28 protein-coding genes are annotated in these 23,972 nt (G+C 73.9%); 15 read left to right on the top strand and 13 right to left on the bottom strand.

Translation table 11 applies throughout. The features are described from left to right. Positions 1 to 56 precede the first annotated feature (56 nt). Positions 57 to 776, bottom strand: coding sequence for a polyamine aminopropyltransferase (locus GA0070609_RS15725; protein ID WP_088994506.1), 720 nt, complete (start codon positions 774 to 776; stop codon positions 57 to 59). Positions 777 to 922: 146 nt separating this feature from the next. On the opposite strand from GA0070609_RS15725, the gene GA0070609_RS15720 reads away from it, so the two are divergent. Both GA0070609_RS15720 and eccB read left to right on the top strand, forming a co-directional pair. After that, on the top strand, positions 923 to 1,927 hold the full coding sequence (locus GA0070609_RS15720; protein ID WP_197700363.1) for a zinc-binding dehydrogenase: 1,005 nt from the start codon (positions 923 to 925) through the stop codon (positions 1,925 to 1,927). Between the two features lie 109 nt (positions 1,928 to 2,036). Next, positions 2,037 to 3,425: a type VII secretion protein EccB gene (gene eccB, locus GA0070609_RS15715; RefSeq protein ID WP_088994504.1), complete on the top strand. Its 1,389-nt coding sequence runs from the start codon at positions 2,037 to 2,039 to the stop codon at positions 3,423 to 3,425. A 43-nt stretch (positions 3,426 to 3,468) separates the two neighbouring features. Here the strand turns inward: eccB and GA0070609_RS15710 are convergent, their stop codons facing one another. The 5 genes from GA0070609_RS15710 to GA0070609_RS15690 all read right to left on the bottom strand — a co-directional run bounded on the left by GA0070609_RS15710 (position 3,469) and on the right by GA0070609_RS15690 (position 8,128). Next, positions 3,469 to 4,071 carry a class I SAM-dependent methyltransferase gene (locus GA0070609_RS15710; protein WP_088994503.1) on the bottom strand — a complete coding sequence of 201 codons (603 nt, stop codon included), beginning with the start codon at positions 4,069 to 4,071 and terminating at the stop codon, positions 3,469 to 3,471. A 29-nt stretch (positions 4,072 to 4,100) separates the two neighbouring features. Continuing rightward, entirely contained in the window at positions 4,101 to 4,715 is a 615-nt protein-coding gene (locus GA0070609_RS15705; protein WP_088994502.1) for a class I SAM-dependent methyltransferase, read from the bottom strand. A 196-nt stretch (positions 4,716 to 4,911) separates the two neighbouring features. Beyond that, complete coding sequence (locus GA0070609_RS15700) at positions 4,912 to 5,778, bottom strand: carbohydrate ABC transporter permease (protein ID WP_088994501.1); 867 nt, start codon at positions 5,776 to 5,778, stop codon at positions 4,912 to 4,914. After that, entirely contained in the window at positions 5,778 to 6,737 is a 960-nt protein-coding gene (locus GA0070609_RS15695; RefSeq protein WP_088994500.1) for a carbohydrate ABC transporter permease, read from the bottom strand. Before GA0070609_RS15695 ends, GA0070609_RS15700 begins: the two co-directional genes overlap by 1 nt. Continuing rightward, on the bottom strand, positions 6,734 to 8,128 hold the full coding sequence (locus tag GA0070609_RS15690) for an ABC transporter substrate-binding protein (protein WP_088994499.1): 1,395 nt from the start codon (positions 8,126 to 8,128) through the stop codon (positions 6,734 to 6,736). Before GA0070609_RS15690 ends, GA0070609_RS15695 begins: the two co-directional genes overlap by 4 nt. A gap of 117 nt (positions 8,129 to 8,245) precedes the next feature. Here GA0070609_RS15690 and GA0070609_RS15685 point away from each other — a divergent pair, with 117 nt between their 5' ends. Next, positions 8,246 to 9,286, top strand: a complete 1,041-nt coding sequence (locus GA0070609_RS15685) for a zinc-dependent alcohol dehydrogenase (RefSeq protein ID WP_088994498.1) — start codon at positions 8,246 to 8,248, stop codon at positions 9,284 to 9,286. Positions 9,287 to 9,405: 119 nt separating this feature from the next. On the opposite strand, the gene GA0070609_RS15680 is transcribed toward GA0070609_RS15685, so the two are convergent. Continuing rightward, positions 9,406 to 10,524, bottom strand: coding sequence for an RNA-guided endonuclease InsQ/TnpB family protein (locus GA0070609_RS15680; protein WP_172899341.1), 1,119 nt, complete (start codon positions 10,522 to 10,524; stop codon positions 9,406 to 9,408). Between the two features lie 86 nt (positions 10,525 to 10,610). Between GA0070609_RS15680 and GA0070609_RS15675 the strand changes: the two genes are divergently transcribed. Further along, positions 10,611 to 11,429, top strand: a complete 819-nt coding sequence (locus GA0070609_RS15675) for a sugar phosphate isomerase/epimerase family protein (RefSeq protein WP_088994496.1) — start codon at positions 10,611 to 10,613, stop codon at positions 11,427 to 11,429. Positions 11,430 to 11,505: 76 nt separating this feature from the next. Then, entirely contained in the window at positions 11,506 to 12,837 is a 1,332-nt protein-coding gene (locus GA0070609_RS15670; RefSeq protein ID WP_088994495.1) for an MGH1-like glycoside hydrolase domain-containing protein, read from the top strand. A 12-nt stretch (positions 12,838 to 12,849) separates the two neighbouring features. Here the strand turns inward: GA0070609_RS15670 and GA0070609_RS15665 are convergent, their stop codons facing one another. The 5 genes from GA0070609_RS15665 to GA0070609_RS15645 form a co-directional block, all read right to left on the bottom strand. After that, positions 12,850 to 13,257, bottom strand: a complete 408-nt coding sequence (locus GA0070609_RS15665) for an arsenate reductase ArsC (protein ID WP_088994494.1) — start codon at positions 13,255 to 13,257, stop codon at positions 12,850 to 12,852. A gap of 43 nt (positions 13,258 to 13,300) precedes the next feature. Continuing rightward, the gene (locus tag GA0070609_RS15660; RefSeq protein WP_088994493.1) at positions 13,301 to 14,044 is read right to left on the bottom strand and encodes an aquaporin; all 744 of its coding nucleotides are present in this window, start codon (positions 14,042 to 14,044) and stop codon (positions 13,301 to 13,303) included. Positions 14,045 to 14,101: 57 nt separating this feature from the next. Then, entirely contained in the window at positions 14,102 to 14,761 is a 660-nt protein-coding gene (locus GA0070609_RS35025) for an arsenate reductase ArsC (protein WP_088994492.1), read from the bottom strand. Next, positions 14,754 to 15,449, bottom strand: a complete 696-nt coding sequence (locus GA0070609_RS15650) for an arsenate reductase/protein-tyrosine-phosphatase family protein (protein WP_088994491.1) — start codon at positions 15,447 to 15,449, stop codon at positions 14,754 to 14,756. The genes GA0070609_RS35025 and GA0070609_RS15650 overlap by 8 nt, the downstream gene beginning before the upstream one ends. 99 nt (positions 15,450 to 15,548) lie before the next feature. Continuing rightward, positions 15,549 to 15,893: an ArsR/SmtB family transcription factor gene (locus tag GA0070609_RS15645; RefSeq protein ID WP_088994490.1), complete on the bottom strand. Its 345-nt coding sequence runs from the start codon at positions 15,891 to 15,893 to the stop codon at positions 15,549 to 15,551. Between the two features lie 64 nt (positions 15,894 to 15,957). Here GA0070609_RS15645 and GA0070609_RS15640 point away from each other — a divergent pair, with 64 nt between their 5' ends. Beyond that, positions 15,958 to 17,067, top strand: a complete 1,110-nt coding sequence (locus GA0070609_RS15640) for a flavin-containing monooxygenase (protein ID WP_231928797.1) — start codon at positions 15,958 to 15,960, stop codon at positions 17,065 to 17,067. 15 nt (positions 17,068 to 17,082) lie between these two features. Here the strand turns inward: GA0070609_RS15640 and GA0070609_RS15635 are convergent, their stop codons facing one another. Beyond that, entirely contained in the window at positions 17,083 to 17,454 is a 372-nt protein-coding gene (locus tag GA0070609_RS15635; RefSeq protein WP_088994488.1) for an ArsR/SmtB family transcription factor, read from the bottom strand. Positions 17,455 to 17,539: 85 nt separating this feature from the next. On the opposite strand from GA0070609_RS15635, the gene GA0070609_RS33615 reads away from it, so the two are divergent. From GA0070609_RS33615 to GA0070609_RS15595, 9 genes are all read left to right on the top strand, one after another. Further along, complete coding sequence (locus GA0070609_RS33615; protein ID WP_172899340.1) at positions 17,540 to 17,689, top strand: hypothetical protein; 150 nt, start codon at positions 17,540 to 17,542, stop codon at positions 17,687 to 17,689. Continuing rightward, positions 17,686 to 17,958, top strand: coding sequence for a hypothetical protein (locus tag GA0070609_RS15630; RefSeq protein WP_231928795.1), 273 nt, complete (start codon positions 17,686 to 17,688; stop codon positions 17,956 to 17,958). The genes GA0070609_RS33615 and GA0070609_RS15630 overlap by 4 nt, the downstream gene beginning before the upstream one ends. After that, positions 17,955 to 19,187, top strand: coding sequence for a M28 family metallopeptidase (locus GA0070609_RS15625; RefSeq protein WP_197700302.1), 1,233 nt, complete (start codon positions 17,955 to 17,957; stop codon positions 19,185 to 19,187). The genes GA0070609_RS15630 and GA0070609_RS15625 overlap by 4 nt, the downstream gene beginning before the upstream one ends. A gap of 17 nt (positions 19,188 to 19,204) precedes the next feature. Then, positions 19,205 to 19,531, top strand: a complete 327-nt coding sequence (locus tag GA0070609_RS15620; protein WP_088994487.1) for an ArsR/SmtB family transcription factor — start codon at positions 19,205 to 19,207, stop codon at positions 19,529 to 19,531. Further along, positions 19,531 to 20,028, top strand: coding sequence for a GNAT family N-acetyltransferase (locus tag GA0070609_RS15615; RefSeq protein WP_088994486.1), 498 nt, complete (start codon positions 19,531 to 19,533; stop codon positions 20,026 to 20,028). Before GA0070609_RS15620 ends, GA0070609_RS15615 begins: the two co-directional genes overlap by 1 nt. Positions 20,029 to 20,104: 76 nt before the next feature. Continuing rightward, positions 20,105 to 21,514, top strand: coding sequence for an FAD-dependent oxidoreductase (locus GA0070609_RS15610; protein ID WP_088994485.1), 1,410 nt, complete (start codon positions 20,105 to 20,107; stop codon positions 21,512 to 21,514). After that, complete coding sequence (locus GA0070609_RS15605; RefSeq protein WP_088994484.1) at positions 21,514 to 22,767, top strand: MFS transporter; 1,254 nt, start codon at positions 21,514 to 21,516, stop codon at positions 22,765 to 22,767. Before GA0070609_RS15610 ends, GA0070609_RS15605 begins: the two co-directional genes overlap by 1 nt. A 93-nt stretch (positions 22,768 to 22,860) precedes the next feature. Then, the gene (locus GA0070609_RS15600) at positions 22,861 to 23,259 is read left to right on the top strand and encodes an NUDIX hydrolase (protein WP_088994483.1); all 399 of its coding nucleotides are present in this window, start codon (positions 22,861 to 22,863) and stop codon (positions 23,257 to 23,259) included. A 133-nt stretch (positions 23,260 to 23,392) separates the two neighbouring features. Next, complete coding sequence (locus GA0070609_RS15595) at positions 23,393 to 23,794, top strand: DUF2267 domain-containing protein (protein ID WP_088994482.1); 402 nt, start codon at positions 23,393 to 23,395, stop codon at positions 23,792 to 23,794. Positions 23,795 to 23,972: the final 178 nt, after the last annotated feature.

Below are 23,972 nucleotides of genomic sequence, written 5' to 3'. Positions count from 1 at the left end.
GCCGACAGCGGCCGGGTTACCGCCGGCGGAACCGGGCACGGCCGTACCCGGCGTCGTCAGGCCGGAGTCTGCGCGACGTAGACGGTGTTGGCCGACTCCCCGCCGGTGAGCGGGTTGGCGAACGGCACGACGTGCGCCCGCGCGGTGGTGAACACCTCGGCGAGGACCGCCTCGAAGTCGGCGTCGGGCGGGTCGTCCGACCAGAGCGCGAACACCCCGTCCGGGTGCAGGCAGGCGGCGAGCCGGCGCAGCCCGTCCGGCGTGTAGAAGGCGGCGTGGCTCGGGTGCAGCACCTGGCGGGGGGAGTGGTCGACGTCGAGCAGCACGGCGTGGAACCGCCGCTCGGCGGCGTCCGGGTCGAGGCCGGTGCCGTCGGCGACCGCGGCGAAGAAGTCCGCCCGCACGAACCGGGTCCGCGGATCGGTGGCCAGCCCGGCCGCGAAGGGCAGCAGTTCCCGCCGGTGCCAGTCGATGACGTCCTCGATCGCCTCCACCACGACCAGCGACCGGACCCGGTCGTCGGCCAGCGCGGTGCGGGCGGTGTAGCCGAGGCCGAGGCCACCCACGACCACGTCGAGGGCCGGGCCGGTCAGCGCGGCCAGCCCCAGCCGGGCCAGTTCGATCTCCGCGACCGGGAAGAGGCTGGACATCAGGTACTCGTCGTCGAGCTTCACCTCGTACACCTCGGTGTCGAGGAAGGGGTCGCGGCGCCGGCGCAGGCTGATGGCGCCGATCGGGGTCTCCCGCCAGGCCAGTTCCTCGAATCGCGCGCTCACCGGCGGGGATGCTACCCGCCCGAACGTCCGGAGTTGGCGGCGGGCGCGCCGGCGGGCGCCGACGCATCGATCCGCCAGCACCGGGTATGCGGGCTGGCTGAGGCGCCCGGACGGGAGCCGGACAGGGAGTACGCACCGTGGCGGAGATGCTGGCCGGACGACTGCACCTGACGGAGCGGGCGCTGCGCCTGGAGACGGTGCCGGTGCCCGAGCCGGCGCCGGGGCAGGTGCGGATCAAGGTCGCGGCGGCCGGGGTGTGCCTGTCGGACGTACACCTGATCGACGGCACGCTCACCCCGCTCTACCTGCCCGGCGACGTGGTCACCCTCGGCCACGAGGTGGCCGGCGTCGTGGACGCGCTCGGCGACGGCGCCGAGGGGTGGCAGCCCGGCCAGCGGGTGCTGCTGCAGGCGGGCGAGCGGGACCGGCGCGGCACCGTGTTCACCCGGGGCGTGGACTACGACGGCGGTTGGGCCGAGTACGCCGTGGCCAGCCAGGAGACCGTGGTGCCGATCCCGGACGAGTTGCCGTTCGAGCAGGCCTGCATCATCCCCGACGCGGTCTCCACGCCCTGGGCGGCGGTGACCGACACCGGCCGGACCCGGCCCGGCGAGGCGGTCGCGGTCTGGGGCGTCGGCGGGCTGGGCGCGCACGCCGTGCAGCTGCTGCGGCTGGTCGGCGCGGCCCCGCTGATCGCGGTGGAGCCGCTCGCGGCGGCCCGCGACCGGGCGCTGTCCCTCGGCGCGGACGCCGCGCTCGACCCGGGTGACAGTGCCTTCCGCGACGCCGTGCTGGGGCTGACCGGCGGCCGCGGGCTGGACGTGGCGTTCGACTTCGCCGGGGTGACCGCGGTCCGCGAACAGGCGCTCACCGTGCTCGGCCGGCGCGGGCGGCTGGTGCTGGCCGGCATCGCCAACAAGCCGGTCACGATCCCCTCGGACAGCCCGTTCAACTACCTGCAACAGGCGGTGCTCGGGCACTACGGCTCGGAGGCCGAACACGTGGAGCAGCTGGTGTCGCTGGCCCGGCAACGACGCCTGGACCTGTCCGCCTCGGTCAGCGACGTGCTGCCGCTGGCCGAGGCGGACCAGGCGGTGCGGCGGGTGCAGAGCAAGCAGGGCAACCCGATCCGGCTGATCCTGCGGCCCTGACCGCGCAGGCACCCACCCGCCAATCCCTCGCGAGCCCGCGACGGAGGGTCGTCGGGATATCGACGCAGCGCTTATCCTGTGCCCCGACCGACTCGCCGGAAGGGATCCCATGCCGTCGCGGCAGGACCAGCTGCACTCGTACCAGTTCACCGTCCAGCGGGCGGTCGCCGCGCTGGTGATGCGTGAAACCGACCCGGCGCAGTCGCCGTTCCGGCGGCTGGCCGGCGCCGCGCTGGCCAGCGTCCTGGTCGCGGCCATCGGAGTGGGCGGCTCCGCGCTCTACGGGCTCTTCGCCGGGGGCGGCAGCAAGTGGCGCGACGCCGGCGCGGTGATCGTGGAGAAGGAGTCCGGCGCCCGGTTCGTCTACCGGGAGCAGAAGCTGCACCCGGTGCTCAACTACGCCTCCGCGCTGCTGATCATCGGGGCGGACCGGCCGAAGACCGTACTGGTCTCCCGCCGCTCCATCGACGGCGTGCCGCGCGGCCTTCCGCTCGGCATCGCCGACGCCCCCGACTCGCTGCCCGCCCCGGGCCGGCTGGTCACCGCGCCCTGGACGGTCTGCTCCGCGGCCCCGGCCGGGACCGCGCCGGAAGCGCCCCGATCGGCGCTGCTGGTCGGGGTCGACGCCGCCGGCGGCCGGCCGCTCGGCGAGGACGCGCTGCTGCTGCGGCACCCGGACGGCGGGCTGCACCTGCTCTGGCAGCACCGGCGGCACCTCGTCCGGGACGCCAACCGGGTGCTCGCGGCGTTGGCGGCCACCCGGGCCCGCGCGGTTTCGGTCGCCCCGGCGCTGCTCAACGTCCTGCCGGCCGGCGCCGACCTGGCGCCGCTGGCGCTGCCCGACGAGGGTGAGCCCTCCGAGCGGGTGTCCGGCGCCCGGATCGGCGACGTCTACCTGGTACGCAACTCCGGCGGCGGCCGGCAGTACGCGGTCGCCCTGCGGGACGGGCTGGCCGGCATCACCGAACTACAGGCCAGCCTGCTGCTCGCCCGCACCGGCCAGCGTGAGCCGGAGTCGATCACACTGGGCCGGTTCGCCGCGCTGCCGAAACTGCCCGACCTCGCGCCCACCGGCCCGGCCGCGCCGCCGACCGTGCCGCCGAGGCTGGCCGCACCGGACGGGGCGGCGCTCTGCGCCCGGTTCGGCGACGACGGCGCGGTGGTCGACGTCCGGCTCGGGGCGACCCTGCCCGACCTCGGGGCCACGCCCCGGACCCCGGCACCGGTCGGCGGCGGGGTGCTGGCCGACCACGTCCTGGTCGAGCCGGGCCGGGGCGCGGTCGTCGAGTCGGTCGCCGCGCCGGGGGCCACCGGCGGCGCCGTCTCCGTCGTCACCGACCTGGGCCGCCGGTACGTGCTGGCCGGCGGCGAGGTGCTCGGCATGCTCGGCTACCGCGACGTGCGGCCGGCCCGGTTGCCCGCCGGACTGGTCAGCCTGGTCCCGGCCGGCGCCACCCTGGACCCCGCGGCGGCCCGGGTGGTGGCCGCCCCGACCTGAGGCTCGCCGTGGCGCCCGGCGCCGAACCCGGCGGCGGGAACGGTCAGGCCGGGCGGCGCAGCACGCTGACCGCGAAGTCGGCGCCGTCCCGCCACGGGCGCAGGTCCCAGGTCGCGAAGCGGTGTTCCAGGCGCAGCCCGGCGGCCACCGCGTGGGCGTCGAACTCGGTCAGCGGATAGCCCCGATCGGTGCCGAAGCCGACCACCACCGCGCCGTCGGGACGCAGGTGCGCGGCGACCCGGGCCAGCACCGCCGGCTCGGTGCCCGGCGCGACGAAGGCCATCACGTTGCCGGCGACCACGGCCGCGTCGAACGGCTCGGGTTCGCCGGCAGCGGCCAGATCCAGCTCGGCCAGGTCGGCGACCAGCCACCGCGGCCCCGGGTGATCGGCCCGGGCGGCCTCGACCAGCGCCGGGTCGGCGTCCACCCCCACCACGGTGTGCCCGCGGGCGGCGAGCGCGGCACCGACCCGGCCGGTGCCGCAGCCGGCGTCGAGGATCCGCGACCCGGGCGCGACCATCGCGTCCATGAACCGGGCCTCGCCGGCCAGGTCGGCGCCCTCGGCCGCCAGCCGGCGGAACCGGTCGATGTACCACTGCGAGTGCTCCGGGCCGGTGTCGGTGGCCCAGCGGGTCGGGTTCGCCATGCCCCAACGCTAGCGAGCGCCCCGACGGGTCAGGGCAGCCGGGCCACCGTGATGAACTCGTTGTAGGTGAAGATCTTGCCGAAGGCGCGGGGGAACGGGAACGAGTACTGCCGCTCCACGGTCAGCCCCAGCTCGCGGCAGGTCTCCGCCGCCTCGGCGAAGCCGACGAACCGGACGTGCGTCGCGTCGCTGCGGTAACCGCGCTCCTGCGGCGTGATGAACACCGCCCGGCCGCCGGAGCGCAGGAACGGCAGGTACATCGAGATCACCTCGCGGGCCTGCTCGGCCGGCATGTGTTCGAGCAGGTGCGCGGCGAGCATCGAGTCGAAGGCGTCCGGGCGGGCGTACTCGGAGGCAAGGAACTCCTCGGTGGTGTACGCCTCCAGCCCGAGTTCCCGGCAGTGCGCCACGGAGGTGGGGTTGTGGTCCACGCCGACGCTGTCGGAGCCCAGGTTGATCAGGTTGCGGCCCAGGCCGGAGCCGACGTCGAGGGTGCGGCCCAGCTGGAGCCGGCGCAGGTTCCAGCGGTAGGGCGCCTGCACGTCGAGCAGCTGCTTCCACCGGGCGCCACCCAGTCGCTGCAGCCGGCGCGTGTAGTCCTCGCCCGCGGTGCCCGTGTGGTTCTCCTGCCCTGTCTGACTCATCGCCGGATCCTCTATCTGCGTCGGTAGAAGCTGTGCGCGCGGTTTCCCCCGGGGCCGCCCCGGGGGCGGGCCGGCCCCGATGCTACGGCCTCCGGGGCGGCCCGTGGGGTAACTGACCGGCCAGTTTGTGCAGCTGTGCGCCGGGTGACCGGGCGGTGTCGGGGCGTCACCGACGCCCCGCGCCGACGGCCGTCCGTCACCCCTTCTCCGCGCCGCTGGTGAGACCCTCGGTGAGCAGCCGCTCACTGGCGAAGAAGAGGATCACGATGGGCAGGGTGAGGATGACCGACCCGGCCATCAGCACCGTCTTGGGCACCTCGACCCCGTCGGCGAGCTGCGCCAGCCCGAGCGACACGGTCCACCGGTTGGGCTTGTCGACGAGGAAGAGCAGCGCGAAGAGGAACTCGTTCCAAGCGATCATGAAGTCGTAGAGCGCGACCGCCATGATCGAGGGCATCGCGAGGGGCAGGCTGACCCGCCGGATGACGCCGAGCCGGCCGGCCCCGTCGATGGCCGCGGACTCCTCCAGGCTGACCGGGATGGTCTCGAAGTAGTTCTTCAGCATGTAGACCGAGACCGGCAGGGTCTGCGAGATGTAGACCAGGATCAGGCCGAACAACGAGCCGCGCAGCCCGGCCCGGGTGAAGACCACGAAGAGCGGGATCGCGATGACGATCGACGGGAACAGGTAGACCGCCAGGAACAGGAAATGGACCTGCCGGCGGCCGAAGAACCGCAGCCGGGAGACGGCGTACGCGCCGGGGATCGACACCAGCAGGGTGAGCAGGGTCGCCGCCACCGCCACCAGCCCGCTGTTGCGCATGAAGGTGAGGAAGCCCTGGCCGCCATCGTCGGCGGCCCGCAACACCTCGCTGTACGTGCTGACGGTCAGCTCGCCGAGGCCGACGACGAGCGACCCGGGGTCGAGCAGCAGCCGCTCGATGGGGCGTACCGACAGCACCAGCATGTAGTAGAAGGGGAAGACGGTGACCAGCAGGAAGGCCGCGATCACCAGTCGGCGCAGCCAGCGCAGGCTCACCGTCTCGACCCGGTCCCGGTCCATCAGCCGACCCTCCGTCCGAAGAAGCGCAGGTAGATCAGCACGAACACGACGAGCACCACGGCCAGCACCACGGCCTGGGCCGCCGCCGCGCCGATGTCGGTACGGGCGGTGAGGAACTCGTAGACCCGGACGCTGACCACCTCGGTGCCGGCCGCGCCGCCGGTGAGCAGGTAGACGTCGTCGAACTTGTTGAAGGTCATGATGAACCGGAGCACGCCGAGCATCGCGATCACCGGCATCAGCTGGGGCAGCAGGATGTGCCGGAACCGCTGGCTTGGGGTGGCCCCGTCCACCAGCGCGGCCTCCTCCAGCTCGCCGGGCACCGCCTGGAGGCGGGCGAGCAGGAACAGGAACGCGAACGGGAAGTAGCGCCACGCCTCGAACGCGACGACGGTGGCCAGGGCGGTCGACTCCTGGGACAGGAAGGGCACCGGGGTGTCCCAGCCGAGGAACCGCCGGCCCCAGTCGTTGACGATGCCGAGCTGCGGATCGAGCATCACCTGCCAGACGAAGGTGACCGCGACCACCGGGGCCACGTACGGCAGCAGCATCGACGCGCGGACCAGGGTGCGGCCCCGGAACGGCCGGCGGACCACCAGCGCCGCCACCAGGCCGAGCGCGATCGAGCCGGCGGTGGCGCCGACGCTGTAGACCAGGGTGGTCCAGAGCGTCTCGGCGAAGCCGGGGGTGTTCAGCACCCGTTCGACGTTGTCCAGGGTGAACTCGCCGAACAGCCCCGTCCGGCGCAGGGTGGCCAGGCGGACCCGCTGGAAGGCCAGCACCACTGTCCAGACGATCGGGATGCCGATCACCGCGACGACGACGAGCAGGGTCGGGGCGACCAGCGCGAGCCCGGCCCGGGACTCGCGGCGGCGCAGGGTGAGCGGCTTGCGGCGGCGGGCCGGCACCGGCCGCTCCCGGGTGGGGGAGCGGCCGGTGCCGGGTGTGGTGGTGGTCAATTGACGCCCGCCTTGATGGCTTCCACGTCCTTCTTGGCCCGTCCGGCGGCCGCGGCGGCGTCCGACTTGCCGGAGACGACCTCGCTCAGCGCCTTGGGCACCGGCAGCTCACCGAGGATCGCGCCGACCAGCTTGCCCTGCCCCTGGGTGAGGCCCCAGCGCTGGAAGGTGTCCGGGCTGCGGCGCAACCCGGCGAGCACCTCGTCGCCGTACACCTCGGCGAGCGGCTTCTTCGCGTCCACCCCGGCCTGGCTGGTGTTCCAGGCGGTGAGGAACTTCTCCGGTTCGGCCGGGGTGCCCTTGCGGGCCGGGAAGCGGCCCTCCGGCGACATGCCGAACCAGCGCGGGTACGCCTCGTCGAGCAGGTGCGACACGAAGGACTTCGCCGGGTCGGCGGCGGCGCCGTCGAGCACCGCCCAGGAACTGATCTCGCCGTACTGGGCGGGCCCGCTGCCGTTCGGGCCCTGGATCCCGGTGACGAAGCCGCTGTTCTTGGCGAGGAAGGTCGGGTCGGCCTGGCACTGCGGGCAGGTGGGTTTGGCGTCGTTGCGCAGCCCGGCCAGCTCGTCGAGGATGAACGGCGACCAGACCAGCATGGCCGCCTTGCCGGCGAAGTAGGTGGCCCGGGTGGTGTCCACGTCCTGCCCGCCCTTGACCGACCAGTTGCGCATCAGGTCGCCGTAGAAGCGGAACGCCTCGACGCACTCGGGCGAGTCCAGCTTCACCGCGCCCGAGTCGTCGGTGAGCTGGCAGTTGTTGGCCAGTGCCAGGTGCTCGAAGGTCTGCTGGGTGAACACGTCGCCGGGGGCGGTGGCCGCGGTGATGCCGGCGACGCCGCCGCGGTGCAGCGTCCGCGCGGCGTTGGTGATCTTCTCGTACGTGTCAGGGGCGGGCAGCCCGGCGGCGGCGAAGAGGTCCTTGCGGTAGACGAGCAGTTGCCCCCAGCCGTCGCTGGGCACGGCGAGCTGCCGTCCGTCGCCGGAGGTCAGCTCCAGCGCCCGCGGCGAGAACGTCTGCCGGCCGAGTTTCTCCACCACCTCCGCGTTCGCCTCGGGGTGCAGCAGTTCGTTGCCGGCCAGGGTGCGTACACCGGCCAGCGACACCGAACCGACCACGTCGGGCAGTTCGCCGGCGGCGGCGCTGGAGGCGATCAGGGAGGGGAACTGGTCCTCGTTGACGGTGACCAGGTCGACGGTTATCCCGGTCTTCGCGGTGAAGTCGGCGATGATCGCCTTGGTGGCGGTGACCCGGTCGGCCACGTCCTCCAGGCTCCACACCGTGATCGTGTTGTCGTCGCCGCCGGAATCGTCGTCCCCGCAGGCCAGCAGGCTGGCCCCGGTGAGTGTCATGATCAGGGTGGCGGCGAGCATCCGCATCGGAGGTGCTGACATCGGTGGCACTCCTCTCGAAGGGTACATGAGGGATTCAACGCCGTCGATTGATCAATTACAAGACATATACCGATTTTTTGTTCTAGGATGGAACCCAGTGCTACCGGGATGTGACTCATGGTCAACTGGGTTGTCTCCTTGGCCGGGCCGCGCAGGATCAGCCTCGAGCCCTGCCCCCCGGATCCGCTCGGGCCCGGCCAGGTCCGGGTCCGCACCTGTTACTCCGGCATCTCGGCCGGCACCGAGCTCACCCTCTACCGGGGCAGCAATCCGCGGCTGAGCAAGGACTGGGACGACGTCACCCGGATGTTCGTGCCCCGGCAGACCACCGTGCCCTATCCGCTGGTCGGCTTCGGCTACGAGGAGGTCGGCGAGGTCGTCGAGGTCGCGCCCGAGGTCACCGACCGGCAGCCCGGGCAGCTCGTCTGGGGCATCTGGGGGCATCGCGCCGAGGCGGTGGTGCCGGCCGACCTGGTGCATCCGCTCCCCGCCGGCCTGGACCCCCTCGCCGCCGTCTTCGCCCGGCCCGGCGCCATCGCGCTCACCGCCGTGCTCGCCGGCGACCTGCACCTCGGCGACTGGGTGGGGGTCTTCGGGCAGGGCGTGATCGGGCTGCTCGCCACCCGGCTCGCCACCCTCTCCGGCGCCCGGGTGGTCGCCGTCGACCGGGTGGCCGGCCGGCTGGCGCACGCCCGGCGGTTCGGCGCCCGGCTGGTCGTCGACGCGGCCACCGAGTCCGCCGCCGACGTGCTGCGCCGGGCCACCGGCGGCAGCGGCGCCGACGTCTGCCTGGAACTGTCCGGCGCGTACCCGGCGCTGCACGAGGCGATCCGGGCCACCACCCACGCCGGCCGCGTCGTGGCCGCCGGCTTCTACCAGGGCCAGGCCGACGGGCTCGGCCTGGGCGAGGAGTTCCACCACAACCGGATCCAGCTGGTGGCGGCCCAGGTGTCCGGGCCGACGCCGGCGCCCGGCATGGCCGGCCGGTGGACCGGTGCCCGCGTCGCACACACCTTCATGGACCTGGTGGCCGAGGGCAGCGTCGATCCGCTGCCGCTGGTGAGCCACGTCGTGGACGCCAGCGCGGTGGCCGACGCGCTGGCGCTGCTCGACCGCGGTGACGCTGCTGCCCTCCAAGTCGTACTGAGGTTCTGTTGACATCTTCCGCAGCCCTGAAGGGCGGGGATTCCCTCGGTCGCCCGAGGGGGTTCCTGCTTCGCTGGGTCGTGCCTTCGCCGCATGCGCGGGTGGGGTCTTACCGGCCCTCCACAGGCGTTTTACCTCTCCGTCAGCCCGGCGGCGAGGATGTTGTTGGCGGCGTTGACGTCCCGGTCGTGTTCCGAGCCGCAGCCCGGGCACGTCCAGACGCGCATGGCGAGGGTCATCGTGGTGTTGATCCGTCCGCATGCCGAGCAGGTCCTCGTGCTCGGATGCCAGCGGTCGATGGCTATCACGGTGCGCCCGTACCAGGCGGCTTTGTATTCCAGCATGTGGCGCAGTTCCGACCAGGCTGCGTCGGAGATGGCGCGGGCCAGGCGGTGGTTGCGCAGCATGTTGCGCACGCTGAGGTCCTCGATCACGACTGTTTGGTTCTCGCGGACGAGTCGAGTCGACAGCTTGTGCAGGTGATCGCGCCGCCGGTCGGCGATGCGGGCGTGGATGCGGGCCACCGCCAGGCGGGCCTTGGCCCGGTTGGCGGAGCCCTTGGTCTTGCGAGACAGGTTGCGCTGTGCGCTGGCCAGCTTGCGCCGGTCGACGCGCTCATGTCGCGGGTTAGTGATCTTCTCGCCGGTGGAGAGGGTGAGCAGGCTGGTGATGCCCGCGTCCACGCCGACCGCCGTGGCCTGCGGGGGCAGGGGCTGCACGCCGGGATCCTCGACCAGGATCGCCATGTGCCACCGGCCGGCCGAATCGCGGGACACGGTGACCGTCGACGGCTCGGCTGGCAGGGGCCGCGACCACGCGATGGCCAGCGGCGCGTCCATCTTGGCGAGGGTGAGCTGTCCGTCGCGCCAGCGGAACGCCGAGCGGGTGTATTCCGCCGACGCCCGGGACTTGCGCTTGGACTTGAACCGCGGGTAGCGGGCACGCTTGCTCCAGAACGCCGCGAAGGCGGCCTGCAGGTGCCGCAGCGTCTGTTGCAGCGGCACGGACGACACCTCGTTGAGAAACGCCAGATCGTCGGTGCGTTTCCACTCGGTCAGCCAGGCCGAGGACTGCACGTAGGTGCTGCGCTGTCCGTCGACCGACCATGCGCGGGTGCGCGCCTGCAGGGCGAGGTTGTAGACCTTACGCACGCAGCCGAAGGTGCGGTTGAGCTGATCAGCCTGCTCAACCGTCGGATAGAAGCGGTACCTGTACGCCCGCTTCACCACCACACCCACACCCCAGATCATGCCGGCAGTCCAGACAAGACGTTGCCCGAGGGGAGGGAGCGGCGTTCCCCCGGCACTGAAGAGCTGGGATCCACGCCGCAAACGAGATGACCATTCCGATCGCCTGCCAGGAGCAGCTCCTGCCGGGCACCGACCTGATCCAGAAGTACGCCCTGGCCACCGCGCTCGGCTACGACGCCATCGAGTTGCGCGGCCGAGGTGACCTCGCCCTCGCCCGCCGGCTGCCCGAACTGCGCCGGGCCCGCGCCGCCGGGGTGGTGATGCCGACCGTCTGCGTCGAGATGGACCACTTCATCGGCGACTTCGACGCCGAGCGGTCCCGCGACGCCGTGCGCAACCTGCGCTCGCAACTGTCGGTGATCGCCGAGCTCGGTGGGGTGGGCGCGATGACCCCGGCGGCGTGGGGGATGTTCTCCCGGCGGCTGCCACCGTTCGACCCGCCCCGCTCGCCCGCCGGCGACCGGCAACTGCTCGTCGACACCCTCGGCGAGCTGGGCGAGCACGCCCGCGCCGAGGGGGTGGCCCTCTTCCTGGAGCCGCTCAACCGGTACGAGGACCACATGGTCAACCGGCTCGACGAGGCGGTCATGCTCTGCGCCGTGGTCGGGCTGCCGTCGGTGCGGGTGGTCGCCGACACCTTCCACATGAACATCGAGGAGGACGACGTGCACCGGGCGTTGCGCGCCGCCGCCCCCTATCTGGGGCACGTGCAGGTCAGTGACTCCAACCGCTACCAGCCCGGCGCCGGGCACCTCGACTGGCCGGCGCTGCTGCGTACCCTGCTGGAGATCGACTACCGGGGCTGGCTGGCGTTGGAGTGCCGGCTGCGCGGCGACCCGGTACGCGCCCTCCAGCAGGCGGCCACGGTGCTGCGCCACGCCCAACCCCGTCAGGCGGCGGCATGAGTGAGCGGCAGCGAGCGAATCGTCGGTGCGGCGCGATGGTGTCTCAGGCCGGCGCGGAGCGAAGCGGAGTGTCGGCATGAGCGCGGGTACGGCCGGCGCGGGCACGCTCACCCGGCTGCGCCGCCTCGCGCTGGCTACCCTGGACGGCAACTGGGAGCACGACCACACGGTGCCGTCGCGCACGCTCTACCCGCACCAGTGGAGCTGGGACTCGGCCTTCATCGCGATCGGGCTGGCGCACGTACGTCCCGAGCGCGCCTGGCGGGAGCTGGACAGCCTGTTCCGGGCCCAGTGGGCCGACGGGCGGGTGCCGCACATCGTGTTCAACCCGGCGATGCGGGTCGGCGCGTACTTTCCCGGGCCGGACTTCTGGCGTACCGAGGTGGCCGCCGCCGCGCCGGCCGTGGCCACCTCCGGGCTGGTCCAGCCGCCGGTGCACGCGCTCGCCGCCTGGCTGGTGCACCGCCGCGACCCCAGCCCGGCCGCCCGGGCGGCGCTGGGGCGGCTCTACCCGCGGCTGGTGGCCCAGCAGCGCTATCTCACGGAGCGGCGCGACGTGGGCGGGGGTGGGCTGGCGGCGATCGTGCATCCGTGGGAGTCCGGGCTGGACAACAGCCCCGCCTGGGACGCCCCGATGGCGGCGGTGCGCGCCGAGGCGGCGGTGATGCGGGCGTACCGCCGGCACGACACCGCGCACGCCGACGCCGCGCATCGCCCCACGGACCTGGATTACGCGCGCTACCTGGCGATCGTCGCCGCCTACCGGGACCACGGCTACCGCGATGACGGGTTGGCCGGCGGGCACCCGTTCCTGGTGGAGTGCCCGCTGTTCAACGCGGCGCTGGGCCTGGCCGAGCACGCGCTCGCCCGGATCGCCGCGGTGCTCGGCGCCGATCCGGGCCCGCACCGGGAGCGGGCGGCCCGGATCACCGAGGCGCTGGTGTGGCGGTTGCACGACCCGGCGACGGGCACGTTCCAGCCGCTCGACCTGCGCACCGGCCGGCTCGTCCCGGCCCGGACGGTGCTCGGCCTCGCCCCGCTGGCCCTGCCCGACCTGCCCGCCCGGCAGGTCGACGCGCTGGTGGTGGAGGCGTGTTCGGCGCGGTTCGGGGTGACCGGCCGGATGGACCGCCCGCTGCCCAGCTACGACCGGACGGCGCCGGACTTCGAGCCGCTGCGCTACTGGCGCGGACCGAGCTGGTTGAACATGGCCTGGCTGGTGCGGCACGGGCTGCTCACCCACGACCGGCCCGAGCTGGCCGCCGGACTGCGCCGGTCGATGCTGGACCTGGTGGCCCGGGCCGGCTGCCACGAGTACTTCCATCCGGACACCGGGGCCGGCCTGGGCTCGCCGGCGTTCGGCTGGACCGCAGCTCTGCTGCTCGACGTGCTCGCCGACGACCGCTGACCGCGCCGGCCGTCAGCGACCGTGGGTCAGCTCGGCGAGGAGCGTCTCCACCCGCCTGCGGATCTCGTCGCGGATCGGGCGCACCGCCTCGACACCCTTGCCCGCCGGGTCGTCGAGCTTCCAGTCCTCGTACCGCTTGCCGGGAAAGACCGGGCAGGCGTCGCCGCAGCCCATCGTGACGATCACGTCGGAGGACTCGGCGGTGGCGTACTCCAGCAGCTTCGGCGTCTGGTCGGTGAGGTCGACGCCCACCTCCCGCATCGCCGCGACGGCGGCCGGGTTGACCGTCTCGGCGGGCGCCGAACCGGCGGAGCGCACCTCGACGGCGTCCCCGGCGAGGTGGCGCAGCCAGCCGGCGGCCATCTGCGACCGGCCGGCGTTGTGTACGCAGACGAACAGGACGCTGGGTTTGTCGCTCATCGGGGGTGCCTCTCCTGTGGTGGCCGGTTGATGTCCGGCCTGGTCAACGTGTCTGGTCGGCGGCGGCCCGGTCGCCGGCGGGGACGACGACCTGGTCCGCGGCGGTGCCGGCGTCGGGATACAGCGCGGCGAGCAGGCCCACGCCGGCGGCCAGCCCGACCAGCTGGGCCAGGACGAACGCCGGCACCGAGGCGGGCGCGATCCCGGCGAAGGTGTCGGTGAACGCCCGCCCGATGGTCACCGCCGGGTTGGCGAACGAGGTCGACGAGGTGAACCAGTAGGCGGCGCCGATGTAGGCGCCGACGGCGGCCGGTGCGACGGGTGCGCGCCCGGAGCGGGCCAGCGCGAAGATCAGCAGGATCAGGCCGATGGTGGCGACGACCTCACCCAGCCAGAGGTGCGCCCCGGCGCGATCCTTGCCCGACAGGTCGACGGCGGCGAGGTCGAACATCAGGTTCGCCAGGACCGATCCGGCGACCGCCCCGGTGACCTGGGCGACGGTGTAGCCGGCGAGGTCGCGGCCGGTCAGCCCGGTGCCGGCGCGGCGGCCGAGGAACCAGTCGGCGGCGGAGACGACCGGGTTGAAGTGCGCCCCGGAGACCGGGCCGAAGATCAGGATGAGGGCGCCCAGGGCGAGGGCGGTGGCGATCGAGTTCTCCAGCAACTGGAGGCCGACGTCGCCGGGGGAGAGGGTGGCGGCCATGATGCCGGAGCCGACCACGGCGGTGACCAGCAGGGCGGTGCCGAGGAACTCGGCCAGCAGGCGCCGCCGGAGGGCGATGGTCATCAGTCTCTGCTCTTCCTCAGGGTGACGTCCCGAGCGGGGGTGACCCGGCGGGATGGGTTATCGGGTCGGGATCTGAAGCTCGTCGAGAAGGCGGCGGACCCGGCGTTCGACCGCGTCACGGATCGGCCGTACGTCGGCCACGGTCAGGCCGGCAGGATCGTCGATGTCCCAGTTCTCGTAGCGCGTGCCGGGGAAGACGGGGCAGGCGTCGCCGCAGCCCATGGTGACCACCACGTCGGCGGCCCGGACGACCTCGTCCGTCCACGGCTTGGGGAACTCCGCCGAGATGTCGATGCCGCGTTCGGCCATCGCCGCGACGGCGGCCGGGTTGACCTCGGTGCCGGGCTCGCTGCCGCCGGACCAGGCGACGGCCCGCTCGCCGGCGAGGTGGCTGAGGAAGCCGAGAGCCATCTGGGAGCGCCCGGCGTTGTGGGTGCACAGGAACAGCACGACCGGGCGGCCGTCGCGGTGGTGCCCTTCGACGCGGGCCAGCGCCCGCAGGCGCTGGCGGGCGAAACGCTCGGCGAGCAGCGGGAGGTGGTTGCGGATGCTGGCGGCCGTGGCGAGCTGGTCGTAGCTGGTGTGCAGGAACCGCTCGATGGTCTCGATGCCGTAGCTGCCGGTGAATTCGGCGGCGAGCCGGCTCGCGGCGGTACGCAGGGCGAGGTGCTGGTCGACGGCGAGGTCCTCGCGCGGGTGGGGGCGGGTGTCAGGCACGGTGGGCTCCGGCGGCGGGAGTGACGGCGGGGGCGAGCCGCTCGACGCGGTGGGCGAGCTCGGTGTAGGCGGCCTCGAACGCCTCGTCGGTGTCGACCCGGACCGGGTCGGGCACCGACCAGTGCAGCCGGGGCCGGACCGGGCCGGTGAGGTCCTCGTGGGCGTTGTCGCAGACCGCGATCACCAGGTCGCCGTCGCGGACCACGTCCGTGACGTGGGCGGTGCCGGTGGGGTCGAGGTCGAGCCGGTGGCGGTGCGCCACGGCGATCGCCCGGGGGTGGACCCGGGCGGCGGGCCTCGTGCCGGCCGAGGCGGCGGGGCCGTGCGTACGGTGCCGCCAGAGCGCCGCGGCGAGCTGCGAGCGGGCGGAGTTGTGGGTGCAGACGAAGACGACCCGGCCCACCCCGGGCAGCGGGGGCGCGCCGAGGGTGGCCAGGGTCTCCGGCCGCAGCCGCAGGTAGGTGCGGCGCCGGTCGCCCTCGGACCGGGTGCGGACGAGGAGCCCGGCTTCGGTGAGCACCTTGACGTGATGAGCCACCAGGTTGGTCGGCATGTCGAGGGCGTGGGCGATCTCGCCGGGGGAGGCGTCGCCGAGGGTGAGCGCGTCCACGATCGCCAGCCGCGCCGGGTCGCCGAGGGCGGCGTGGACCCGCGCTCGCTCGATCAGAGAAGAAGGCTCAATGCTCATTGACTCAACTATCGCTGAGCAATCGGCGCGATGTCAAGCCGGGGTGGCGTCCGGGGTCGTGCGGGCTCGCCGGCTGGCCGACGTGGCGTGGTCGGATGCTCAGCAGCAGGTCGCCAGGTAGGACTGCAGTTCGGCGAGGGCGGCGAGGGCGCCATCGCGGTCCGCCCGGTAGTAGACCGTCTTCCCGTCGCGCCGCGACGTGACCACCCGGCCTCTGCGCAGCAGCGTCAGCTGCTGGGACGCGGTGGCCTGGCTGATGCCCGTACGCTCGGCCACCTCGCCCACCGACAGTTCGGCGCCCCGCGCGAACAGCATCATGATCCGCTGCCGGGTCGGGCTGCCCAGCGCCTTGAGGAACTCCTGCGTCTGCGGTGCCAGCCCGGACGGGGCGTCGACCTGGCTCGCGGTCGAGGGGGCCGGCCGTCCGGACGTCGCCTGCTGCATGCCTCCCACCTTCCCCCACCATCATCATATTGTCATTCAACAAAACGACGATATGATCGTCCACGTGACTCCTCGAACCGAACCCGTGGTCATCGTCGGCGGGGGCCAGTCCGGCCTGGCCGCCGCTCGGGCCGGGCTGACCGCCGGCCTTCGTCCCGTCGTCCTGCATGCCGGCGTGGAGCCGGTCGGCTCCTGGCCCGACTACTACGACAGCCTCACCCTCTTCTCGCCGGCGCGCTACAGCGCCCTGCCCGGCCTCGACTTCGGCGGCGACCCGGAGCGCTACCCGAGCCGCGACGAGGTGGTGGCGTACCTGCGGCGCTACGCCGCCGGTCTCGACGCCGACGTCCGCACCGGAGTCCGGGTCACCGCCGTGCGGTCGCGTCCCGACGGCGGCTACCTGGTCCACACCGACGCCGGTGACGAACTCGCGGCCGCCGGCGTGGTTGCCGCCAGCGGGTCGTTCGGCAACCCCTACCTGCCGGTCCTGCCCAGCCAGGAGCGGTACGCGGGGGAGCTGTGTCACGTCGCCGACTACCGCCGGCCCGACCCGTACGCGGGACGGCGGGTCGTGGTCGTGGGGGCCGGCAACTCGGCGGTGCAGGTGGCCCACGAACTCGCCGGGTACGCGGACGTCACCCTGGCCACCCGCGCGCCCGTCCGGTTCCTGCCGCAGCGCATCCGGGGCCGGGATCTGCACCACTGGCTCCGCGTCACCGGCGCCGACCTGCTGCCGCGCCCGGTGCTCACCCGGCTGGTCCGGCACGCCGCCGTGCTCGACACCGGGATCTACCGCGACGCAATCGCCGCCGGCGCACCGGCCCGCCGGGCGATGTTCACCGCCTTCACCGACGACGGGGTGGTCTGGAGTGACGGCAGGACCGAGCGGGTGGACGCCGTCGTCTTCGCCACCGGCTACCGTCCGCACCTGGACTACCTGGCACCGCTCGGAACCCTCGACCGCGGCCTGCCCCGGCAGCGTGCCGGGATCTCCACCACCCATCCCGGGCTCGGCTACCTCGGCCTGGAGTTCCAGCGGTCGTTCTCGTCGAACACGCTGCGCGGGGTGGGGCGCGACGCGGCGTACGTGACGGCCGCGCTCGCCGCACACGTGTCGGGCCGGTCACGACGCCGGCCGGCTGCCCGGCGCGCGGCTGCAAGCGGCCGGCCGTGAGTCGGGTGGGGTCGGCTATCTGGCAGGGGTCGGCTCGATGGTGAGCAGGGCCGCGAGTTGGCGCAGCACGCCCGGGCGGGCCCGGTAGTAGACCCAGGTGCCCCGTCGCTCCGCGTCCACCAGACCAGCCTCGCGCAGCGTCCGCAGGTGGTGGGAGATGGTCGGCCCGCTGAGGTCGAAGGCGGGGGTGAGGTCACAGACGCACGCCTCTCCGTCCTCGGCGGAGGCGATCATGGACATCAGCTGGAGCCGGACCGGGTCGCCGAGGGCCTTGAAGGCGGGGGCGAGGACGGCGGCCGTCTCCGCCGGCACCCGGCGCTGCGCCAGTGGTGGGCAGCACGGCGTCTCGGCGTCCAGCACGGTCAGTGGCGTCGGCTGCTTTGACATTCCTCTAGGTTGACATCTCTCTAATCAGCGTGCAAGTCTCTGCTTAGACGGACGTCAAGACAGGCTCCGTCGGAAGGGGATCGTCATGTTCGGCAAGGCCCGGCGGTCGGTGGCGGCTCGGGCGGGAGTGCGCTTCTGCGACTCCTGCGCCCAGGTGTCCACCGCCAACCAGCGCGCGGAGCGGCGCTACGACCGCGTTCGCACCAGCATCCACACCCTGATCAGCCCTCGATGAGCGACGGGACGGCGACCACGATGAGCGAGCACATCCAACCGACCGGCGGGTTCGCCGGCGACCCGGCCGCCGCCCTGGCGGTCACCGGATCCGGCGGCTGCTGCGGCAGCCCGGCCCAGGCGGTCGGCTCGATCCTGCCGCCCGCCGGCCCGCCCGCGACGTCCGGCCCGTGTTGCGGCACCCGGCAGGAGGCCGAAGCCGTGGGCGCCTGCTGCGGTGCCGAGGCGAAGACCGCCGCCGTCGACGCCGGCCAGGGGTGCTGCGGATGATCCCCGCGGACCCGACCGCGCCGCCGGGGGAGATCTCCGGTGACCGGATGGTCGCCACCGTCGCCGCCCTCGCCGCGGACGATTTCGCCGGCCGGCGGGTCGGCTCCGCCGGCGGGGCGGCCGCCCGGGGCTGGCTCGCCGATCAGCTGGTCGTGCTCGGCGCGACGGTGGAGACCGACGAGTTCCCCCTGCGGGCGGTGCCCGAGCTGGCCGCCGCGCCCACGGTGACCTGGGGCGCCGGCACCAGCGCGCACCGGCTCACCGCCGGTCGGCAGGTCGCCGTCCACCTCGCGTCCGCGTACACCGCCGAGGTCCGGCGGGGTCGGCTGGGGGTGGCCGGCGCCGGGGACCCGGCCGGCCGGTGGTTGGTGGTGCCGGCGGGGATGAGCCTCTTCGACGCCTACGGGTACGCCCACGGGGCAACGGGCCTGCTGCTGAGCCGCCCCGTCGACGCGGACGGCTGGCAGTACACCACCCTCGCCGGCCCGGACCCGGGGCCGTTGCCGGCCCTCACCCTCGACCCCGCCACGCACCGCGCGCTCCTCGCCGCGGCCGGCGAGCAGGGGTGGCTGGCCGCCGACGCCCCGCTGCGCCGGCTCGACGTCACCGGCACCAACCTCCACGCCACCGTCCGCCGGGCGGCGCCGGGCGGGCCCGACGTGCTGCTCACCGCGCACTACGACGGCGTGGGCGACCACCCCGGACTGCGGCAGCCGGGCGCGTCGGACAACGCCAGCGGCGTCGCGGTGGTGCTCGAGGCGGCCCGGATCCTGGCCGCCGAGGCCGGGGACGGCGTCGGGCTCTCCGTCGCCCTGCTCGACGCCGAGGAGATCGGCGCGCTCGGCTCCGCGCGACACGCCCGTCGGCTGCGCGCCGCCGGCGCCGACCCGCTCGTCGTCAACGTCGACGGCGCCGGCCGGCTGGACCGGGCGGCGGCGGTCGAGGCGGGCGGGCCCGCCCACCGGCTGCTCGCGCTGCTGGACCAGGCCGGGCGGCAGGTGGGCGTACCGCTGGTGGCCGGGCCGGTGGCCTCGGACAACCGGCGCTACGGCGGCGCCGGCTTCGCCGCCGTCGGCATCGGTGCCGGCATGGCCGGCTACCACAGCCCGGCGGACACCGCCGAGCGGGTCGAACCGGCCACCCTGACCGCCCTGGCGCGGCTGGTGGTGGCCACCGTGCGGCTGGCCGCATCGGCACCGGCTACACTTTCATCGCCGATCGGCGATTAACGATAGAGGAAACGGGAATGGCAGACCTGCTGGACCGGGCGACGGCGCGGACGTACGCGTCGTGGTTCCGGGCGCTGGCGGACCCGACCCGGGTGCAGATCGTGGAGTACCTGGCCCGCCAGGCCCGGCCGATGAGCGTCGGGGAGATCGTCGCGGCGGTCGGGCTGGCCCAGTCCACCGTCTCCCAGCACCTGAAGGTCCTCACCGAGGTCCGGTTCGTGTTCGCCGAGCCGGCCGGCACCGCCCGGCTCTACCGCGTCAACGACGCCTGTGTCGACTGCTTCCCGTCCGCCGCGGACGTGGTGATGGGCCGACCGGCCCCCAGCCCGAACGGAGCCTGCTGATGGCCGACCTCACCGTCCGACCGATGCGACCCGAGGACGCCGACCGGGTGCTGGCGATCTACCAGGCGGGCCTCGACGGCGGCAACGCCAGCTTCGAGACCGTGGCACCGACCTGGGCCGGGTTCGACACCGGCCGGTTGCCCGCGCACCGCTTCGTGGCCGTCGACGGTGACGACACGGTCCTCGGCTGGATCGCGGTCACGCCGACCTCCACCCGCGCGGTCTACGCCGGGGTGGTGGAGCACTCGATCTACGTCGACCCCGCCGCGCAGGGGCGCGGGGTGGCCCGGCTGCTGCTCGACACGCTCGTCGCCTCGACCGAGGCGGCCGGCATCTGGACCATCCAGTCCGGCATCTTCCCGGAGAACGCCGCCAGCCTGGCCCTGCACGAGCGGGCCGGCTTCCGGGTGATCGGCGTGCGGGAGCGCGTCGGTCGGCACCACGGCCGGTGGCGCGACGTCGTGCTGCTGGAACGCCGCAGCCCCGCCATCACCTGACCGTCGTACGCGCGGCCCGCCCGGGCCACCGTCCGCCCTTTTGTTTCGATCATTGTCAAGACAGAGGAGTTTCCTGATGAACGTCCTGGACGAGCTGCCCGTCGTGGTCGTCGGCGCCGGGCCGGTCGGGCTGGCCGCGGCCGCCCACCTGCACGAGCGCGGCCTGCCCTTCACCGTGCTGGAGGCCGGCGACACCGCCGCCGCGGCGGTGCGCCAGTGGGGTCACGTGCGGGTCTTCTCCCCGTGGCGGTACAACCTCGACGCCGCCGGCCGGCGGCTGCTCGACGCGGCCGGTTGGGTCGCCCCCGACCTGGACGCCCTGCCGACCGGCGCCGAGCTTGCCGCCGACTACCTCCAGCCGCTGGCCGAGCTGCCGCAGCTCAAGCCGCACCTGCGGTACGGCGCCCGGGTGGTGGCGATCAGCCGGCTCGGCCTGGACCGGCTGCGCACCGCCGGCCGCGAGCAGACCCCCTTCCTGGTCCGGCTCGCCGACGGCGAGGACCTGCTCGCCCGCGCGGTGATCGACGCCTCCGGCACCTGGAATACGCCGAACGTGCTCGGCGCCTCCGGCCTGCCCGCCCGCGGCGAGGGCGAGGCCGCGCCGTACCTGGAGCACGCGCTGCCGGACGTGCTCGGCGCCGACCGGGACCGGTTCGCCGGCCGGCACACGCTGGTGGTCGGGGCGGGACACTCGGCGGCGAACACGCTGCTGTCCCTGGCCGAGCTGGCGATCGGCGCGCCCGGCACCGAGGTGACCTGGGCGATCCGCAGCGCCAGCCCGGCACGGACCTACGGCGGCGGTGACGCGGACGCGCTGCCGGCGCGGGGCGCCCTCGGCTCCCGGCTGCGCGAGCACGTCGAGGCCGGTCGGATCCGGTTGCTCACCGGCTTCTCCGTGCACGCGCTCGACCCGGCCGACGGGCGGGTCGCCGTGGTGGTGCGGGCCGCCGACGGCGGTACGGAGTCCATCGTGGTGGATCGGATCGTCGCCGCCACCGGCTTCCGCCCCGACCACTCCATCGCCGGCGAGCTGCGGCTGGACCTCGACCCCGTGCTCGGCGCCACCCGGGCGCTCGCTCCGCTGATCGACCCGAACGAGCACTCCTGCGGCACCGTCCCGCCGCACGGCGTCGACGAGCTCGCCCACCCGGAGCCCGGCTACTACGCGGTGGGCATGAAGAGCTACGGGCGGGCGCCGACGTTCCTGATGGCCACCGGCTACGAGCAGGTCCGCTCGGTGGTCGCCGCGCTGGCCGGCGACTGGGCGGCGGCCCGCGACGTGCGGCTGGAACTCCCGGAGACCGGGGTGTGCAACAGCGACCCGGCGGAAGCGGTGAGCGGCGACAGCTGCTGCGGCACCGCATCGGCTGCCGGGCCAGCGGGCCGCGGGCTGGCCACCGGGGTCAGCGGTGGCCTGCTCGCCGCGCCGGTCAACCTGATCCCGCTGGCCACCGTCGGCGGCGACGCCGGCTGCTGCGGCGGCTGATGGCCACGGCCACCGGGGTGCCCGCCGACGCCGGGATCGGCGGGCGCCCCGCGGGGCGGCCGGGCCGGATGGTCGCCGCGCTGGCCGTCACCCAGACCATCGGCTACGGCACCCTTTACTACGCGTACGCGGTGCTGCTGGAGCCGATGGCGGCGGCCCTCGGCGCGTCCACCGCAGCCGTGACCGGCGCGTTGACCGCGTCCGTGATCGCCGGGGCGCTCGCCGCCGTCCCGGTCGGACGGTGGCTCGACCGCCACGGCGGGCGCGGCCTGATGACCGGCGGGTCGCTGGCCGCCACGGCGCTGCTGATCGCCTGGTCCCAGGTGGACACCGTCGGGCAGCTCTACGCGGTGATGATCGGCATCGGCGTCACCGGTGCGATGGTCCTCTACGAACCGGCGTTCGCGGTCATCGTCTCCTGGTACGCGCCACCCCGCCGGGACCCGGCCCTGCTCGCCGTCACCATCGTCGCGGGCTTCGCCAGCACGATCTTCCTGCCACTCACCGGGCTGCTGGTCGCGCGGCTGGACTGGCGCGGCGCGCTGCTCGTCCTGGCCGTTGTGCACGCGTCCACCGTGCCGTTGCACGCCGCCGCCGTGCGCCGGCCACCCGGCCCGCACCCCGACCGCGCCGCGTCCCGGTACGCTGGCGGCCAGGGGCGACCGGACCGGCCACGGGGCGCGACGCGGCGGGCGGTGCGGGACGCCCGGTTCTGGATCCTGGTGTCCACCTTCGTCGTCCACGGGGCGGCCACCAGCACGATGACCGTGCACCTCGTCGGTTTCCTCACCGACCGCGGCCACGCCGCGACCTTCGCCACCACGGTGGCCGGTCTGCTCGGCATCCTGTCGGTCACCGGTCGGCTCGTCCTCACCGGGGCTCGGCGGCGGCTGTCCGTGCCCACCGTGCTCGCGGTGATCTTCGCGCTCCAGGCGGCCGCCGCGCTCGGTCTGGCGGCGGCCGGCGGTACCCGGGTCGGCGCGGTCCTCGGCGTCGCCGCGTTCGGGCTCGGGTTCGGTGTCGCCAGCCTGGCCGTCCCGGCTTTGCTGGCCGACCGCTACGGCACCGTCGGCTACGCCGCCGTCGCCGGCCTGCTCGCCGCGCCGGTCACGCTGGCCAAGGCCACGGCGCCGCTGGCCGGCGCGCTCCTGCTGCACCGCACCGGCTACGGCGCGCTGCTCGCGGCCGTCGCCGGCTGCTGCGCCCTCGCCGCCGCCGGCGTGCTCACCCGCGCGGGTGGGCACCTCTCATGATCGGATGACGTTCCGCAGGGGATGACCCGGCGTGTCGCCCTGCTCCGCATCAGCCGATCATGAGTCGGTGGGTTGAGAGGGAGGGGGAGGGCTGTGGGATACGTCGACAAGATCGCCTGGATCCGCCTGGAGGATGGCCGGGTGCTCAGCACCCGCTCGCGGGGGCGGGACGTCTGGTACCTGCCGGGCGGCAAGCGGGAGCCGGGCGAGACCGACCTGGCGACGCTCTGTCGGGAGATCGCCGAGGAGCTGAGCGTCGTCGTGCTGCCGGAGAGCGCCGTGCACGTCGGCACCTTCACCGCGCAGGCGCACGGCCATTCGGCGGGCACAATGGTCCGGATGACCTGTTACTCGGCGGAGTATCGGGGCACCCTGCGAGCGGCCAACGAGATCGCCGAGGTCGGCTGGCTCGGATACGCCGACCGGCACCGGGTCTCGCCGGTGGACCAGCTCATCTTCGACCACCTGCGGGCGTCCGCCGGGCTGCGCTGACCCGCCGCGACAACGCCGTGCGGTGTGGCTGGCCCGGCGCTGACCGGTCGCGATGGTGTCCGCCACGCTGGTGCCCGGCGTTTGCCGGCGCGGGGCGGGGGTATCCGCGGGGCCGGTGACGACAGGAGGCGCCGTGCGCTTTCCCCGTTTCGTGGACGCGGTGTCCCGCCGCTCCGGACTACCGCCCGAGCAGGCAGCCGCGATCGCCCGGGCCGTGCTGCAGACGATGGCCGAGCGGGTGACCGGCGGCGAGGCGGACGACCTGGCCGGGCAGCTCCCGGACGAGTTGGGCGACTACCTGGCGCCGGGCACCGAGGCAATCGAGGGCCGGTCGGCCGCGTTCGGGCCGGCGGCATTCCTACGCCGGGTGGGGGAGCGGGCCGGGGTCGACGAGGCGACCGCCCGAGTCGGTGCCGGCGCGGTCTTCGCGACGCTTCGGCAGGCGGTGACGGTCGGCGAGTTCCGGGAAATGGTGGCCCGGCTTCCGCGCGGTCTCGACGGCACGATCGAGCCGGTACCGCCGTACGACGGGTGAGCAGTCGGGCATCGGCGGAGGCCATGTCGGACTGTGGACATGGCCCGCATTTCGGGAAGTTTCGCGGTCTCGGCCCTGTTTTACCGTAAGATTACTTGACGGTAAGCCCTTAGGCGGTAGGTCCTCTACGCGCTAGGGGGATGATCGGACGATTTTCTTCGTCCCTCGTCCGAGGGCC

Source organism: Micromonospora echinaurantiaca, assembly GCF_900090235.1.
Taxonomy (GTDB): Bacteria; Actinomycetota; Actinomycetes; order Mycobacteriales; family Micromonosporaceae; genus Micromonospora; species Micromonospora echinaurantiaca.
Note: the sequence above shows the minus strand (reverse complement) of the source record. Positions and strands in the feature narration are given on the sequence as shown.